This is a genomic window from Sphingorhabdus sp. M41, from assembly GCF_001586275.1.
In the GTDB taxonomy this organism is placed as follows: Bacteria; Pseudomonadota; Alphaproteobacteria; order Sphingomonadales; family Sphingomonadaceae; genus Parasphingorhabdus.
The window spans coordinates 53536-67900 of sequence record NZ_CP014545.1 but is presented as its reverse complement, the minus strand read 5'-3'; the positions used below and the strand labels follow the sequence as shown (position 1 = coordinate 67900).

Below are 14365 nucleotides of genomic sequence, written 5' to 3'. Positions count from 1 at the left end.
GGCCACAACAAAACTGCCTGTGGCTGTCGCGAATTGCGACTTCAATCTTTCCGCTGGGGCACAGTGAATGTACCAGACACACGCCCGCTGGAGTTCTGCGTTCCGACTGACGAACCTCCGGACGAGCGCCCATCGATTGTGGATCTGCCCGATTCGAGATCGATTATGACCCGACCACCAGAGAGACGATTCGTTCCCTGGGTGAGCTTAACATTCCCAATCAGGGTGATTAACCGTCGATTGAGGTCATAAATGGCAACATCTCCCGAAGCAGTGTCACCCGCCTTGCGAATGGTAACTCCGCCGGAAGCGTCAATCCGGTCAATCTCGATACCCCCGGTGCTCCGATAGGCCACCGTCATACGCGCCGAATTGAGCACCAGCCCAGCCTGCTCAACGCGCACCGCACCAGACAGAACAACGCGGTCAGCTCGGTCCTGCACCTCAATCCGTCCAGCGTCGAAATTCACCGGTGCATTGCTATTGTGGCCTCCGAAAACTTGCGCCGGCGCAGGACCTGCTAACAATAAAAATGCGGAAGTCAGGACGACTGTGCCCGTGGCAAGGGAAAAGAAAAAGTTCAATTTCATCTAAGGTCTTCTTAATCCATTTTGTTCGATCCGCAAACGGGCATTGCCATTGAGGCTCACGGTGCGCTCCGCCAGATCCGCTTCCAGCCGGTCCGCCCCGAAAGTGCCGATATTGGTCCGTCCTTCCACAGCGCCTTCACTTCGCAATGTGCGCTGCCTGAGATCTACGGTCACGTTGCTCGTAGAGAGCCGATAGCCGCTAGCGGCCTCCACCTGCACGGGGCCCGGTACCCGGACATTTTCCAGGTCCATGTCGTAGCGACCTTCGCCTGCGCGAATCTGGGCCGGGCCATCCTTCAGCAATATCCGCGCGGAGAGATCGGTCAGCTCAACCACCGCTTCGGTCGAACTTTTCTGCACGGCAGATCCTGCTTTGAGAGAAAAGGGCCGGCCTTCGCTATCCTCCCCCCGATAGAGTGCCTCGGTCACACGCATGCGTTCCTTGGCTACATCGACGCTATTCTTGTCCAGGACGAAACTCAGTTCGCCGCCCATGGTGAATGGTGCCAGTGCCAGCATAGAACCCAATAGCCCCACCCCGACCGGCAGTATGAAGCGAAGCCAGCGTACATTTCGATCGTGCTTGCCATTCGGAGCGGCAAATTCCTGACGCTTGGTCCGGATAAGCGTAGCGGCGTTTGACATGGCTAAACCACAATCCCAAAATCAGTGTCACGGCGACTGTAAAAGACATCCAACCGTTTAGGCATGGGCAAAAATATCTGTTTCCGCCCAACCAGCCAGATCCAGTCGTGCACGATCGGGCAGAAAATCGAAACAGGCCTGGGCCAAGGCAGTTCTGCCCTCGCGTTCGAGTCGGACTTCCAACTCTTCCTTCAATCTGTGCAAGAAGCGGACGTCCGAAGCTGCATATTCCCGCTGCGCCTCGCTCAGTTCGGGATTGCCCCAGTCGCTAGATTGCTGCTGCTTGGAAATATCCTGACCGAGAAGCTCGCGAACAATTTCCTTTAGCCCGTGACGATCCGTATAGGTGCGGATCAGCCGTGAAGCGATTTTAGTGCAGAAGACAGGAGCTGCCGTCACCTCAAGATAATGTTCGATTGCCGCCAGATCGAAACGGGCAAAATGGTAGAGCTTCAGGCGGCTCTGGTCGGATAGGATCGCCCTGAGATTTGGCGCAGAATAGTCACTATCAGGACCGAAGCGCACGAGATGTTCATCCCCCTGACCGTCTGATATCTGAAGCAGACACAGTCGGTCACGGTGGGTTTGAAGCCCCATGGTTTCGGTATCCACCGCAACAGCGCCATCGGCTAGAACGCCGGCGGGAATATCTTCTTCATGAAAAAAAACTGCCATTAATATTTGCCTGTCTATTTAATCTCTGGGCCAACTTCATTTTCTCAACCGTGGCATCGGCAAGACACCTGTTTTGGCTCGGGGTTTTGAACCCTGGCCAGATCTCCGGCTGCGAAAATTGACAGCAGCGCATCATTGAATATGCTATGTGCCGCAGGCCGGTTCAAACAGCAAGTTTAGTTTGATCCTCATTTCGTATCGCAAATGCGGGAATAAAATAGGGATTTGGCAATATGGCAGAGAAAATACCCGAACCGGTTGCTCCCGGATTTGATCTCAACAAGGCAACCATAGTTGCACTTCTCTATATCGCGGGATTTTTCGTGGGTGTCACCGGCTTGGTGGGTTTCATTCTCGCATTGGTCTGGAAGGATGAGGTCGCTGGAAGCTGGGAAGAAAGCCATCTGCAATTCCATGTCATGACATTCGTGATCGGATTGATCGTGGGAACTATCGGTGGAATTCTCTCATTTGTTTTAATTGGCATACCCATATTGCTGGCCCTCGCCGTCTGGATTTTGGTACGATCGGTGGTCGCATTGCTCAAAGCACAGAAACAGGAGCCCATTGCTGATCCGAAAACCTGGCTGTTCTGAATAGGGACGTATGAACATCTATTTCAGCCGGGCCGTCACCAAAACACCGAATTCATTCGCTTATTCCTTCATTTTTCTGTATGACGGAGCCGTGCGGTAATAGGATTCGCGCAAAACAATGTTCTGGAGGTCGTCCGCTGTAACATTGGTATTACTTAGGTAGGGCGAATTGAAAGTGACGTTTTAAGAATGGGTTTTGACAGAAACCGGCGAGGTAGAGGCCGGGACAAGCGCGACGGCTTCGGTGACGAAAACTTCGATGGATATCAAGGTGATAACGGTCCGCCTGTAGAGAGATACACGCGGCCGGAGAGTGATTCCGGCGGAGCCAGGCGGAGCGGCGGCATGCCGGATCAGGTCGTCGGCGAAAGCACTGGGACCGTGAAATTTTTCAATGCGCAAAAGGGTTTTGGCTTCATCGTGCAAGATGGTGGCGGCGAAGATGTTTTTGTCCATATCAGTCAGGTGGAACGCGCTGGCCTGAAAGGTCTCGCCGAAGGCCAGACTCTGCGCTTTTCGCTGGTTGACCGCGGTGGGAAGGTTTCCGCTTCGGACATTCAAATCGAAGGCGATCTTATCGAAGTTCCGGCTGGCGGAGCCGCTCCTCGCGAAGATCGCGGTGGTGGCGGTGCTCCTCGCCGGGAACTTACCGGAGAAAAAGCCACGGGTACCGTGAAATTTTTCAACGGCAGCAAAGGCTTTGGATTCATTCAACGCGATGATGGCCAGCCCGATGCATTTGTCCATATTTCAGCCGTAGAGCGCGCTGGTATGCGCGGACTGGAAGAAGGCGACAAGCTGGAGTTTGAACTGGAAGTTGATCAACGCGGCAAGACCGCTGCGGTGAACTTGGTGGCGAAATAACGCTTTAGACCAGATCAAATATCTCAAGAATGGCGGGCCTTTGGCCCGCCTTTTTTTTGCCCTATATTCCCGAAGCGGGACCAACCAATCACAGGGGCATAAAAAAGCCCGCCGATGTTAACCGGCGGGCTCTCTAGGCTTGTCGGTTCCTAGAAACGGAAGCTAACCGCACCTGAATATACCTGACTGGAAACATCCGACCGGCCAACCGTCGAATCGGCGGAGAGGTCGAATGACATATTGCCGGCGTTGTAACGCAAGCCCACTCCGACTTCTCCCCAGTTCTTGTCGGCGTTTATTACCTGAAATGGAGCAGCCAACCCATTGCCTCCAACAAAATTTGCGCCGAAACTATTCGGGTTATCCATAAATTCGTGAACATAGTTCATCGAAGCGCGCAGTTGCAATTTCTTGCCTGGCTTCGACTTGAATTCAACACCGGCCAGCCCCTGGATGCTGTTATAGTCCGGACGAACAATTGTCAGGGCTGGTCCACCACCCTGTTCATTGACATCGCTGAAATTAATCTTTGCTGCACGGCCCCGGACGCCGGGAGCGATGATTGCATCAAGAAGATTCAATTCTTTCGACAATCCGAACTCAGACGCAAATAGCAGACTGTCATCATCGGTAGTCAGGCTGAACGCTTGGGCACCAAGAGCCACGTTGCGCAAGGTCTCAACATTATAGGTACCCAATGTCACCCGGGCGTCCAGTACCAGATCAGCAAAGGTTTTGCTGCGTCCGTAAATCGAACCCATGATCGCTTTTGACTGCGCCGTGTTACCCAATTCCACCGTGGCATCGACATCCGAATAATATCCCGAGACACCGATAAATGAGGATTCGTCGAAATAATATTCAAGTCCTGCGGCAATGAAGAACCCGTCAAATTCATCCTCTCCATCGGCTCCTGCGGAAGGATTGCGAAGCGGCATCGAGCCGGCATCGCCATTGACGAAACCACCGGAAAGATAGACAGCCATGTCTTCGTTAACACCACCGGAACGCACTTCTGTCTCGCTGCTATTTGCAGCCGCATCACTCAGGACACTAGCACCGTTCATGGCAAAACCGCCGAGAGATGACACTGCCAATTGTATCGGACGACCGATTACGGCAATCGTGCCGCCGTTTGAAGAACGGTCGGCCGCGCTGCTTCTGTTCTGATAGAAACTCGCGACATTCCCGATAAAGCCGCGCCCCATTGCCTGCACCGTAGATTCCGTCGTTGGTGCCCAGCTGTTAAATGTAGACTGGATTGTACCTGCATCCGCGAAGTCCAAGAAAGAGAACAGGTCGCCGACCGTGGCATTTCCGCGATTGCGGTCCAGCAAACCTGCATAGCTGACCTGTACTGCACTGTTGCTGTCGATCCCATTCTGGTAACTTTGCGCACGAATCTCAAGATCTACGGCGTTGGCACCATAAATCAGTCGTGACATCAGGATCGCCGACAGGTTGGAAACACCGGCAAACCGATCGGTCACACCCCCGTCAGCGGTCAGGATACGATAGATGCTTGGCGTAACTGTCTGGAAGAGTTCAATACTGCCAATGGCCACATTGCCCCCGACATTGGCTTCGCCCGTTACGGAGACGCGATCAGAACTGTTCGATGCGCCAACATCGATGAACAAAGTGGTTCCCGATGACAGAACCAGATTTCCGTCAATGGTCAGAGTGCCAGTCGTTCCCATTGTGTCCGGCGCGATTCCGCCCGCTATGCTGGTGACGAAAGGTGCCTTTACTGTGCCGCTTCCTGACAACAGGCCGGCAAACAGGGAATAGTCTCCCGCACTGGTCAGGCTACCATCAACGGCAACGCGTCCCCCTGACTGATTGACATCAATTAGCGACGTCAAATCGCCAGCTGCAGCGATACTCAAACCTGCCGCCCCGCTAACGTTCAAACGGTCGATCGTTCTGCTGCTGCTCAAAGTGGTGTTACCAGCTTGGTTCAGCGTGACTTCGAAATAGCGGCTGTTTACCTGGACAGCCGGATCAGCACTGATCACCGGATCGATATTGTCGGGAACAAAGTCCGTCGCACCCGGCAATCCGTTCGCCAATGTTGGATTTGGTTGCGGATCGCCAGGAGCTTGGGATTCTTCCTGAGCAAGTTCGGCGCCATTGTCAGCTTGTGCTTCTGCTTCAGCGACTTCGACAGCATTCCCCTCGGGAAATGCTATATTTTCCGCGCCATCGATGTTCACACTGTTGGCACCATGGGCCTGATACTCGGATCCCGTGATCATGACTGCGCGCGCACCAGAGGCAGATGCCGACGTAACCGATGAGACCACTTCGGATGACGCCCGCGCTTCGCCGCCGGCAGCAATTTCCGACGTTGCGCTGACTTCAACGTTTCCGATAGCGGACGTCAAATTTCCGCTTGCCACAGGCGCTGCTGCTGGAGCTGGACGCGATGGAGGAGAGAAATCACCAGTCGCCAGATCCTGACAGCCATCGCCAGGATTATCGCCTTCGGGGTCAAAGCAGACTTCACCAAATTGCGGGTCGGCACCAAGCCGGCCAGCCGACTGGGTGTCAGGAAAACCGTTTACGACATTGCCGTCGACATCGATTATCCGGTAGGCAGGATCGAGATCGGTCTGCCAGTGGGTTGCATCTTCCCAATTGCCGTCACCTGCTTTTGCACTGACGTAGCGATAAGGATTGTTGGCAGCAATATAATCGGCAAACAGGAACAAGGGCTGATAGAAGCTTTCCGTCCCGTAAGAGCTGAAGACCTGAGGGCCAAAGAAACGCGAACCGCCAGACAGAACGCCAATCTGGAGATTTTCGGTCGACAAGCTGTTATTTGCAGCATCAAGAATCAACGGGCCGCCGGAGTCCCCGCCAGCCGTCGTGCCCTCGCGTGTGCGCGGCTCATCCTTGTAGAGATTGAAATCAAAGGTATTGGTTTTGTCGGGGTCATCAAAGTCAAGGCGATAGAGAACCTGGGGCAGGTCGCCGAATGGAGCGCCGAACAAGAAGCTGTTCCGATCGTCAAAAGACGACAGGGAACCCAGCATATTCTCGGCAGCCCGTCGACGGAAATCAATGCCGACATTTGAGCCGGCACTGCCGCTGCCTGTGCGGCCGTAACCTGTGATGTTGACATGATAACCTGTGCCATCCGCATCGCTGATGGAATCAGGAGTTGGCAAAGCTGAAAACAACAGTGCCCAAGTGGGGATTTTGCCTGCCGGTGCGGCCAGGCTGGCGAGAGCAATATCGCCTTCCAGAAACCCCTGGCTGTCGGCGCGTTCAGTGGACTGCGCATTCCAGCGAATCTGATTCACCAGAAACGTGTTGATCGACTGCTCGAACGTGCCGCTCGTAATACCCAATTCATCAAGAATGAAGCTACGGAGTTGAATCGCATCAGTGTCAAATGACCATGCTGTGTTGACGACATTGTTATAATCACTTTCCGGGCGATCATTCACACAATGCGCGGCAAACAGAACAGTTCGCGGATTGATCAATGTTCCGGAACAGACGAAACCATCCCCGCGAGCAAACATGCCGACACCATTCACCCCGCCATCGGTGTCGACAATATCTTCCGGTGAGAAATTATCGTTGGGCACTATGGCCTGTGCCGACGTTGCCAAAACAGCGAGGGTAGCAAATGCCCCCACCGCCGCTGTGCGCAAAAGTAAAGACCGTTTTGACTGCCCGAAACTCATATTCATTCAATAATACCCCCAGAAAAATCCAGCGAGAATAGCGGGGCATTATTTATTTACCATGATTTTCCAAATGAGCTGGGATGTTCCATCTTCAGGGCGTGGAAACCGGATCAGAATGCGCCGCATTCTGATGCAAATCCGCTTACAGCCGTAGGGTCTGGTTCCATAATCCATGACTGGCAATGAGCTTGATCCATTGCTGCCGAAAGGGCTCATGCTATTTTCGGCCGGCACGGGGGGCTGGTCCAAATTGAAGCATCTTTTCCTTCCGGCAAATAATGGATTATCTTTACTCAGTCTTTCTTTGCGATTTCCAGCAGGAACCAGGCGCGTTCTTCTGCCTGATCCGTCCAGTCATCCAACAAGCCGTCAGTAGCATTGTCTCCTGCCTCTCCCGCCAATTCCTTCGCTTCACGGAGTTTTTCGACGAGCTTCAGATTATCAGCGCGCAATTCGACCAGCATGTCCGCCGCCGCGACCTTGGCATCGTCGTTGTCGGCAATGGTCTGCCGTTTGGCGATATCACCAATAGAGGTTAGAGTGCGATGTCCGTTTTTGCGAACACGTTCGGCAATCAGGTCCGTGGTGGCGAGTATCTGCGCCGCATGCTCATCGAACATAAGATGGTAATCACGGAAGTGGGGGCCGGAAACGTGCCAGTGGAAGTTCTTGGTCTTGAGATAGAGCGCAAAACTGTCAGCCAATATTCCATTCAGTGATTCGGCTACGGCCTTTTTTGCATTGTCACCTGTGGTCATATTCATTCTCCTTATCGGATTGATTATTTTATGACGTGGAGATTAGAATATATTGATAGCCCGATGTAACGGGAAGATTTGCTATCTCAGATTGATAATATCGATCTAGCAGCCTGCACAAGGTTGCCGAGGCGAGATCAAATTATGCCCCATGCTCCTAGCGCGAGGATAGACCCGACCAAAAGAAAGCCAGCGCCGCCGACATAGCGAACTAGTGCCATCGGGACATTCTCAGCCAGTTGCCGGTGAAACAGGATGGCGGGCAGGCATGCGATCATTACGCCGATCCATCCACCAGCGGCGGCGAAAGCCCACATGTCGGTCCGAGCGGCGGTAGCCATGAGAACAAATTGTCCCTTGTCGCCAAGCTGAAGAATGAAGAGGCCGAGAAAGGATGTCCAGAATGGTCCGAGCTGCCATTTTTCCAGCAAGTCGACCGGACGACGCCATGCGACCATGCCAAAGCCGGCAAAAATCAGGGACAGGGCATAGAAGAGTTGCAGCGCGTCTTCGCTGATCCACTGGTGAACCGCGGAACCGGCGATACCGGAAATCACGCAATTGCAGAGAGTTGCCAGACCCAGGCCCCAGATGATCGGCGACACACGGCCATATCTTATCGCCAGAGCGGCACAAAGAATCTGCGGCCGGTCGCCAAATTCAGCAACAGCCAGAGCAAAAAGCGAAGTTAGAAATGCATCCACTGCCGTTACGGTTAGGGCTGCCCGCCAAGGCGGAGCGCTACATTGGCCATGAGCGCTTCGGTCATGGCAGGGTTCATTTCGTCGCAGTCAAGCGTCGCGCGCATCGCTTCGAGATATGTGCGTGCGATTGTGGTGGCACCACCAGTCTCTAGCGCAGGTTGCAAAGCGGTTTCCAATATGCAGCTGAGATCGCGCAGCGCTGCCAGGCCATACTGCGTTGCTTTTTGCCGGACATGGTCCAGGTGCATGAGAAACTGCAGGGGATGCTGGCCAACCAGTTCCGCCGGCAAACCGTCGAGCAACTTCAGCATTTCCGCGTGCACAAACAGATTTCTATCATGATTCATCGCAATTGCTCCCCGCTTCAATGTGACCATGCAAAAACATGGTTAAAAAGCCGTAAACGGAGCAGAGTTTGCTGCCGCAGGAAGCTCGATGGCTTTTTCTTGACAATCATCGGCATTTTCACCATTAGCGCGGGAACGAATGCGGCGCCGGATAGCGTCGCTGTTTTTATTTCAGCTTCTGCCTTAAGGAATGCACCATGGCGAAACCAGCCAATGTAAAGATCAAACTCGTCAGCACGGCGGATACCGGCTTTTTCTACGTAACCCGCAAGAATCCGCGTAATCTCACCGAAAAAATGGTGCAGCGCAAATATGATCCGGTTGTGCGCAAGCATGTCGAATTCAAAGAAGCCAAAATCAAATAAGCAGGCTTTGGCCCGACTTTAGCGGTGCAGAATTTTCTGTACCGATTCGACAAATTTCGCCACCGATATGGGCTTTGAGACATAAGCCTCTGCTCCGGCACTCAAAATCCGGTCTTCGTCACCCTTGCCGGCATATGCGGTCACGGCCATGATTGGTATGATCTTAAGCTGACCATCTTTCTTGATCTGCTCGATCAGTTCCAGGCCGCTGACATGGGGCAGCTGAATATCCATCACAATCAGATTCGGCACAAAACTGCGCGCCTTTTCGAGCACTTCCCGGCCATCGCTGACCGGCTCGACGACAAAACCATGGGCCCGCAGCAGATCGCAGAACAGCTTGAGGTTCAATTCATTGTCCTCAACCACCAACACTCTTTTTGCCACGACCGGATTTACCCTTTCAAACTTGCTGTCGACCCATTAGGCGAAAGCGGCAATGGAAACAAATCCCAATCTCGGGCCCGATAGCGAAATCATCGCCTTACAGGCGCTCGGCTGGGTGCTGCAAGATCAGGACCGCGCGGAGCGTTTGCTGGCCCTGACCGGGCTGGATCCCCGCGAACTGAGATCAGGCCTTGAGGACCCGGCGATGCTGGCATCCTTGCTGGGCTTTCTTGCCAATCACGAGCCCGACCTGATTGCCTGCGCCGATGCTATCGGTGTCGCCCCCGCCAAACTTGCTGCAGCAGCGCAGCATCTTAACGCTCCCGGAGATTTTCATGAGTAAAAAGCCGCTTCTAATCAGCGACTGCGACGAAGTTCTGCTGCATATGGTGGTGCCTTTCCAGCAATGGCTGGACAGCGACAAACATATCCATTTCGATCTGGAAAACGGCAATAATTTTGCGAATGCGCTGCGCCACAAACATGATGGCACCCAGGTTCTGCCAGAGCTGATCTGGCCAATGCTGAAGGAGTTTTTCGACAATGAAATGCACCGTCAGGGAGCGATCGAGGGTGCGGTGGAATCTATCAACAAGCTGAGTGAAATCGCCGATGTCGTGATATTGACCAATCTGCTGGATGATCGCCGTGAAGCCCGCGCCGAACAGTTGAAGGCAGTCGGTATCGATTTTCCCGTCTATACCAATCAGGGCGGCAAGGGCGAGCTGCTGAACAGCATCATCGCGGACTTCGCGCCTGCGGTTACCGTGTTCGTCGATGATCTGGGTCATCAACACGGCAGCGTAGCCAAGCACGCCCCTGACGTATGGCGCCTGCAGATGGTGGGTGAGCCGATCATGGCAGAACATGTCGAGACGAATGTTGCCGCCCATGCCCGTATCGATTTGTGGGGTGACGCAATGTCCTGGATCTCGGACAAGTTTGACAATGCCGCACCGGCTCCGGCGATGGACTTGCCATCGCAAGAGCTTGACCCAGCCAACCATGCGTGAGAGTTTTACCTTATGACCGACAATATTGAAAAAGCCCTGACAGCAAAGGGCATTGAATTGCCCACACCGGCGGCCCCGGTGGCCTCTTATGTTCCGGCCGTTGAAGTGAATGGATTGCTCCATATCAGCGGCCAGGTATCGATGCAGGATGGCAAGCTGATCATCGGCCGACTGGGTGACAATATGTCGCTGGAAGAGGGGCAACAGGCCGCCAAGGCCTGTGCGCTAATGATCGCGGCGCAGATCAAGAAGGCGGCCGGATCACTCGACCGCGTGGACCGAATCGTCAAACTCGGCGTCTTCGTCAACAGCACCGCAGACTATAGCGACCATCCCAAGGTTGCCAACGGCTGTTCCGACATGATGGAAGTGATTTTTGGAGCAGCCGGTCAGCACGCCCGGAGCGCCGTCGGCGTGGCATCGCTGCCGCTCGGCGTCGCGGTTGAGGTTGACGCCATCATAGCTCTGAAAACTGAGTGATCGGGACGCTGCTCGACAATGCGCTCGCGCCGGCTCCGGCGCCCGGACGGGTAGCGTTCCTGAAAGGCCAGCCTTATGCCCATCGCGGGCTGCACGGCAATGATGTGCTGGAAAATAGTCCCGCCGCCTTTGAAGCTGCGATCAAGCTGGGTCATGGAATTGAGTGCGATGTGCAGGCCGCAGAAGATGGCCGCGCCTTTGTTTTTCACGACTATGAACTGGACCGGCTGACCAATCAGACTGGCCCGATCGGTAAATTGCGCGCCAAAGATGTTGACCAGATCCAGCTTAATGGCGGACATGGCAAGATTCCGCGCCTGCGCGAAACATTGGCTCAGGTGGCTGGACGGGTGCCGGTGCTGATCGAAATCAAGTCCCGCAACAGGCGGATAGGTCCGCTGTGCCTCTCGGTGCGCAGGGCTCTGGAAGGCTATGGGGGCAAGGCCGCCATCATGTCCTTTAACCCGTTGGTCGGCGCCTGGTTTCGCAAGAATGCCGACCATATCGTCCGGGGATTGGTCATCACGGAAGAAGATAGCAAGAATTGGCGCGGCCGGATCGCCCGTCACCGTAACCTGTGGGCGGCAAGGCCCGATTTTCTCGCCTATGATATTCGGGATCTGCCCTCCCGCTTTGCCGCAGCGCAGCGGGCACGCGGCCTGCCAGTCGTCACCTGGACGGTGCGCTCTGCCGAACAGGAAGAAATCGCCTCAAGATATGCAGACGAACCGGTTTATGAGATGCCGCAGAACTGATAATATCGCGCGCAATGTCCGACACCCCTACCGAAATCCTTGCGCATGTCGCACCAGATATCGCCACCCTCCCTGCTGACCAATGGGACGTCTGTGCCGGTTCGGCCAATCCCTTTGTCTCCCATGCCTTCCTCTCCGCGATGGAAGAATCAGGGAGCGTCGGCCCCGGAACCGGCTGGAAATCTCTGCCCATCATTATCGAGGATGGAGCCGGGAAAATCGCCGCCTGCCTGCCCAGCTATCTCAAGTCGCACAGTCAGGGCGAATATATTTTCGACCAGCAATGGGCGCATGCGTTTGAAAATGCCGGTGGCCAATATTATCCGAAAATCCAGATCGCGTCGCCCTTCTCACCCGTACCCGGACCGCGCCTGCTTTTGCGGGACAAGGCAATGGCCTTGCCTCTGCTGAAAGCAGCGGAACAATTGGCAGAAAATAACGGCATTTCATCGGTGCACGCGACATTTGTCAGCGAGGACCAGCTCCACTATTTTCGCGAGGCGGGATGGATGATCCGGACCGACAGCCAGTTCCACTGGCGCAACGACGGCTATCAAAGCTTCGATGATTTTCTCGCAGCTTTGTCTTCCCGGAAACGCAAGGCGATTCGACGGGAACGAGCCAAGGCTCAGGAAGAAGTGGATATTGTTCACTTGTCGGGCGCGGAAATTCAACCGCATCACTGGGACTATTTCTGGGAATTCTATCAGGACACCGGGATGCGCAAGTGGGGACAGCCCTATCTGACTCGCAGCGCCTTTGACCTGTTGCACCAGAAAATGGCCGACAAGCTGCTGCTGATATTTGCGATGCAGGAAGGCGTGCCGATCGCTGGCGCGCTGAATGTTATCGGCGAAGAGACGCTGTATGGACGCTATTGGGGATGTACGCGCGATATCCCGTTTCTGCATTTCGAAATTTGCTATTATCAGGCGATTGACGCAGCCATTGCGCGCGGACTGAAGACCGTCGAGGCCGGAGCGCAGGGTAGCCACAAGCTGGCGCGTGGCTATCAGCCGGTACCGACCTGGTCAGCGCATTATATCGTCGATCCGGGGTTTCGCTCGGCCATTGCCGACTATCTCGAACGCGAGCGTCGAGCGGTTGCGGCCGATATCGAATTTCTGGCCAATATGGGGCCGTTCAGAAAATCGGATTAGATTCAGGCAGCGCGGCGCGTATTTTCCTGTAGCCAGTTGCGTGCTTCCCGCTGGGCTTCGGCAATTTCGCGAGCCGTCATTTCAAGCGAGATTTCCGCGCGGCAAATCTTGCTTTCGTCATGGCCTGACAAGGCGGCCAGATTGAACCATTTATGTGCTTCGGTCAAATCGACGTCGACGCCATCAGATCCGGTCGAATAGATCACACCCAGATCAAAATATGCATTGTTGCTGCCCCGTGCTGCCTCGGAGAGGTGGCTTTCGATTAGAAAGGCGGCGCTTTTCATGCTGTTGCCCATTTTATCAGTCCCTGTTTTTGATGCCGCAATTTGCAGCGACAGGACGACTTTCAGCGCATTCTCCTAAAGAAATGGTTAACGCGAATCGCAGAAATTCCGTTTCAGCGTTCCAAAAACCCATGAAATCAGTCATTTTTCACAAATATTTTGGTTAACCGATAGTCGCTGTGGCCCTAGGAAACGGGGATATTGTCGATCAACCGGGTTCGGCCGATATGGGCTGCGGCGAAAAGACGAGCCGGTTCGGCAAAAACATCGAGAATCGCCAGAGAATTGGCATCGCGAAGCTCAAGATAGTCGATTTTATGAAAGCCCGCGCCGAGTATTCGCGCTCTGGCGGCATCCAATATCGCGTCTATCTCGCCGCCACTCGCAATAGCATCAGCTGCTTCCCGCATTGCATCGGGGAGTGCCACGACACTGGCCCTTTGTTCTGCGGTCAAATAGGCGTTGCGCGACGATAATGCGAGGCCATCCGGATCACGAACCGTCGGGACACCGACAATATCGTGGGTAAAATCAAGATCACGGGCCATGCGCCGGATGACCGCCAGCTGCTGATAGTCCTTCTCACCGAAATAGGCTGCGTCCGGACGGACCTGGTTGAACAATTTCGCCACCACCGTGGCCACGCCGTCGAAATGGCCCGGGCGCGCCGCGCCGCACAGACCGTCGCTAATCCCGCTTACGCTGACATTGGTGGCATAGCCTTGCGGATAGACCTGCTCGGCCGTTGGCGCCCATAATAATTTGACGCCCGCTGCTTCCAGCAGAGCCGCATCTGCGGCTTCCTGACGCGGATATGCATCGAGATCCTCGCCCTCGCCGAACTGGGTTGGATTGACGAAGATCGACGCCACAACTGTGTCGCATTGTTCCATCGCCTCTTCCACCAACCGCATATGTCCTGCGTGCAGCGCACCCATGGTCGGGACCAGCCCGATTTTAGATCCGGCCTTGCGAAACTCCGCCAAAGCGTCCCGCAGCGGGTCAAGCTGTCGAACAATTTGCATGCATCACTCTTTG

The 14365-nt window shown here is 54.6% G+C and carries 18 protein-coding genes; 8 read left to right on the top strand and 10 right to left on the bottom strand.

What is annotated here, in order from left to right; genetic code table 11:
* Nucleotides 1-41 precede the first annotated feature (41 nt).
* Genes AZE99_RS00390 through AZE99_RS00380 form a run of 3 tightly spaced genes read right to left on the bottom strand, consistent with a single transcriptional unit; the run spans nucleotide 42 to nucleotide 1910 of the window.
* The gene (locus tag AZE99_RS00390; protein ID WP_067196897.1) at nucleotides 42-590 is read right to left on the bottom strand and encodes an LptA/OstA family protein; all 549 of its coding nucleotides are present in this window, start codon (nucleotides 588-590) and stop codon (nucleotides 42-44) included.
* Nucleotides 591-1235 (bottom strand): LPS export ABC transporter periplasmic protein LptC, encoded by a 645-nt coding sequence (lptC, locus tag AZE99_RS00385; RefSeq protein ID WP_067196895.1) that lies wholly within the window; start codon nucleotides 1233-1235, stop codon nucleotides 591-593.
* A 57-nt stretch (nucleotides 1236-1292) separates the two neighbouring features.
* Entirely contained in the window at nucleotides 1293-1910 is a 618-nt protein-coding gene (locus tag AZE99_RS00380; protein WP_067196892.1) for a ribonuclease D, read from the bottom strand.
* A gap of 233 nt (nucleotides 1911-2143) precedes the next feature.
* Here AZE99_RS00380 and AZE99_RS00375 point away from each other — a divergent pair, with 233 nt between their 5' ends.
* Nucleotides 2144-2506: a DUF4870 family protein gene (locus tag AZE99_RS00375; RefSeq protein WP_067196889.1), complete on the top strand. Its 363-nt coding sequence runs from the start codon at nucleotides 2144-2146 to the stop codon at nucleotides 2504-2506.
* A gap of 189 nt (nucleotides 2507-2695) precedes the next feature.
* Entirely contained in the window at nucleotides 2696-3370 is a 675-nt protein-coding gene (locus AZE99_RS16470) for a cold-shock protein (RefSeq protein WP_067196887.1), read from the top strand.
* A 149-nt stretch (nucleotides 3371-3519) separates the two neighbouring features.
* On the opposite strand, the gene AZE99_RS00365 is transcribed toward AZE99_RS16470, so the two are convergent.
* The 4 genes from AZE99_RS00365 to AZE99_RS00350 form a co-directional block, all read right to left on the bottom strand.
* On the bottom strand, nucleotides 3520-6969 hold the full coding sequence (locus AZE99_RS00365; RefSeq protein WP_067196884.1) for an autotransporter domain-containing protein: 3450 nt from the start codon (nucleotides 6967-6969) through the stop codon (nucleotides 3520-3522).
* Nucleotides 6970-7364: 395 nt separating this feature from the next.
* Complete coding sequence (locus tag AZE99_RS00360) at nucleotides 7365-7835, bottom strand: Dps family protein (protein WP_067196881.1); 471 nt, start codon at nucleotides 7833-7835, stop codon at nucleotides 7365-7367.
* Nucleotides 7836-7966: 131 nt separating this feature from the next.
* Entirely contained in the window at nucleotides 7967-8533 is a 567-nt protein-coding gene (locus tag AZE99_RS00355; protein ID WP_067196878.1) for a TMEM165/GDT1 family protein, read from the bottom strand.
* Between the two features lie 11 nt (nucleotides 8534-8544).
* A complete protein-coding gene (locus tag AZE99_RS00350) occupies nucleotides 8545-8880 on the bottom strand; it encodes a hypothetical protein (RefSeq protein ID WP_067196875.1) in 336 nt (111 codons plus the stop codon).
* Nucleotides 8881-9077: 197 nt separating this feature from the next.
* On the opposite strand from AZE99_RS00350, the gene rpmG reads away from it, so the two are divergent.
* Nucleotides 9078-9245 carry a 50S ribosomal protein L33 gene (gene rpmG, locus AZE99_RS00345; RefSeq protein WP_066741431.1) on the top strand — a complete coding sequence of 56 codons (168 nt, stop codon included), beginning with the start codon at nucleotides 9078-9080 and terminating at the stop codon, nucleotides 9243-9245.
* Nucleotides 9246-9263: 18 nt separating this feature from the next.
* Here rpmG and AZE99_RS00340 read toward each other — a convergent pair whose 3' ends face one another.
* On the bottom strand, nucleotides 9264-9632 hold the full coding sequence (locus tag AZE99_RS00340; RefSeq protein WP_067196872.1) for a response regulator: 369 nt from the start codon (nucleotides 9630-9632) through the stop codon (nucleotides 9264-9266).
* A gap of 52 nt (nucleotides 9633-9684) precedes the next feature.
* Here AZE99_RS00340 and AZE99_RS00335 point away from each other — a divergent pair, with 52 nt between their 5' ends.
* From AZE99_RS00335 to AZE99_RS00315, 5 genes are read left to right on the top strand one after another with little or no spacing between them, the layout of a single operon-like run.
* A complete protein-coding gene (locus tag AZE99_RS00335; protein WP_067196866.1) occupies nucleotides 9685-9975 on the top strand; it encodes a DUF3572 domain-containing protein in 291 nt (96 codons plus the stop codon).
* Nucleotides 9968-10645, top strand: a complete 678-nt coding sequence (locus AZE99_RS00330) for a hypothetical protein (protein WP_067196863.1) — start codon at nucleotides 9968-9970, stop codon at nucleotides 10643-10645. The genes AZE99_RS00335 and AZE99_RS00330 overlap by 8 nt, the downstream gene beginning before the upstream one ends.
* Nucleotides 10646-10657: 12 nt before the next feature.
* Entirely contained in the window at nucleotides 10658-11125 is a 468-nt protein-coding gene (locus tag AZE99_RS00325; RefSeq protein WP_067196860.1) for a RidA family protein, read from the top strand.
* Complete coding sequence (locus AZE99_RS00320; RefSeq protein WP_067196857.1) at nucleotides 11122-11880, top strand: glycerophosphodiester phosphodiesterase family protein; 759 nt, start codon at nucleotides 11122-11124, stop codon at nucleotides 11878-11880. Before AZE99_RS00325 ends, AZE99_RS00320 begins: the two co-directional genes overlap by 4 nt.
* A gap of 14 nt (nucleotides 11881-11894) precedes the next feature.
* Nucleotides 11895-13040, top strand: coding sequence for a GNAT family N-acetyltransferase (locus tag AZE99_RS00315; RefSeq protein WP_067196855.1), 1146 nt, complete (start codon nucleotides 11895-11897; stop codon nucleotides 13038-13040).
* A 2-nt stretch (nucleotides 13041-13042) separates the two neighbouring features.
* On the opposite strand, the gene AZE99_RS00310 is transcribed toward AZE99_RS00315, so the two are convergent.
* Nucleotides 13043-13339: an SEL1-like repeat protein gene (locus tag AZE99_RS00310; RefSeq protein WP_067196852.1), complete on the bottom strand. Its 297-nt coding sequence runs from the start codon at nucleotides 13337-13339 to the stop codon at nucleotides 13043-13045.
* Nucleotides 13340-13512: 173 nt separating this feature from the next.
* Complete coding sequence (gene panC, locus AZE99_RS00305; protein ID WP_067196849.1) at nucleotides 13513-14352, bottom strand: pantoate--beta-alanine ligase; 840 nt, start codon at nucleotides 14350-14352, stop codon at nucleotides 13513-13515.
* Nucleotides 14353-14365 lie beyond the last annotated feature (13 nt).

Bases quoted from the DNA above. Each gene is read 5' to 3' on its own strand.
- lptC (WP_067196895.1), bottom strand. From the start codon at position 1,235: ATGTCAAACGCCGCTACGCTTATCCGGACCAAGCGTCAGGAATTTGCC.
- AZE99_RS00390 (WP_067196897.1), bottom strand. From the start codon at position 590: ATGAAATTGAACTTTTTCTTTTCCCTTGCCACGGGCACAGTCGTCCTG.
- AZE99_RS00360 (WP_067196881.1), bottom strand. From the start codon at position 7,835: ATGAATATGACCACAGGTGACAATGCAAAAAAGGCCGTAGCCGAATCA.
- AZE99_RS16470 (WP_067196887.1), top strand. From the start codon at position 2,696: ATGGGTTTTGACAGAAACCGGCGAGGTAGAGGCCGGGACAAGCGCGAC.
- AZE99_RS00350 (WP_067196875.1), bottom strand. From the start codon at position 8,880: ATGAATCATGATAGAAATCTGTTTGTGCACGCGGAAATGCTGAAGTTG.
- AZE99_RS00375 (WP_067196889.1), top strand. From the start codon at position 2,144: ATGGCAGAGAAAATACCCGAACCGGTTGCTCCCGGATTTGATCTCAAC.
- AZE99_RS00310 (WP_067196852.1), bottom strand. From the start codon at position 13,339: ATGGGCAACAGCATGAAAAGCGCCGCCTTTCTAATCGAAAGCCACCTC.
- AZE99_RS00330 (WP_067196863.1), top strand. From the start codon at position 9,968: ATGAGTAAAAAGCCGCTTCTAATCAGCGACTGCGACGAAGTTCTGCTG.
- panC (WP_067196849.1), bottom strand. From the start codon at position 14,352: ATGCAAATTGTTCGACAGCTTGACCCGCTGCGGGACGCTTTGGCGGAG.
- AZE99_RS00325 (WP_067196860.1), top strand. From the start codon at position 10,658: ATGACCGACAATATTGAAAAAGCCCTGACAGCAAAGGGCATTGAATTG.
- rpmG (WP_066741431.1), top strand. From the start codon at position 9,078: ATGGCGAAACCAGCCAATGTAAAGATCAAACTCGTCAGCACGGCGGAT.
- AZE99_RS00315 (WP_067196855.1), top strand. From the start codon at position 11,895: ATGTCCGACACCCCTACCGAAATCCTTGCGCATGTCGCACCAGATATC.
- AZE99_RS00335 (WP_067196866.1), top strand. From the start codon at position 9,685: ATGGAAACAAATCCCAATCTCGGGCCCGATAGCGAAATCATCGCCTTA.
- AZE99_RS00380 (WP_067196892.1), bottom strand. From the start codon at position 1,910: ATGGCAGTTTTTTTTCATGAAGAAGATATTCCCGCCGGCGTTCTAGCC.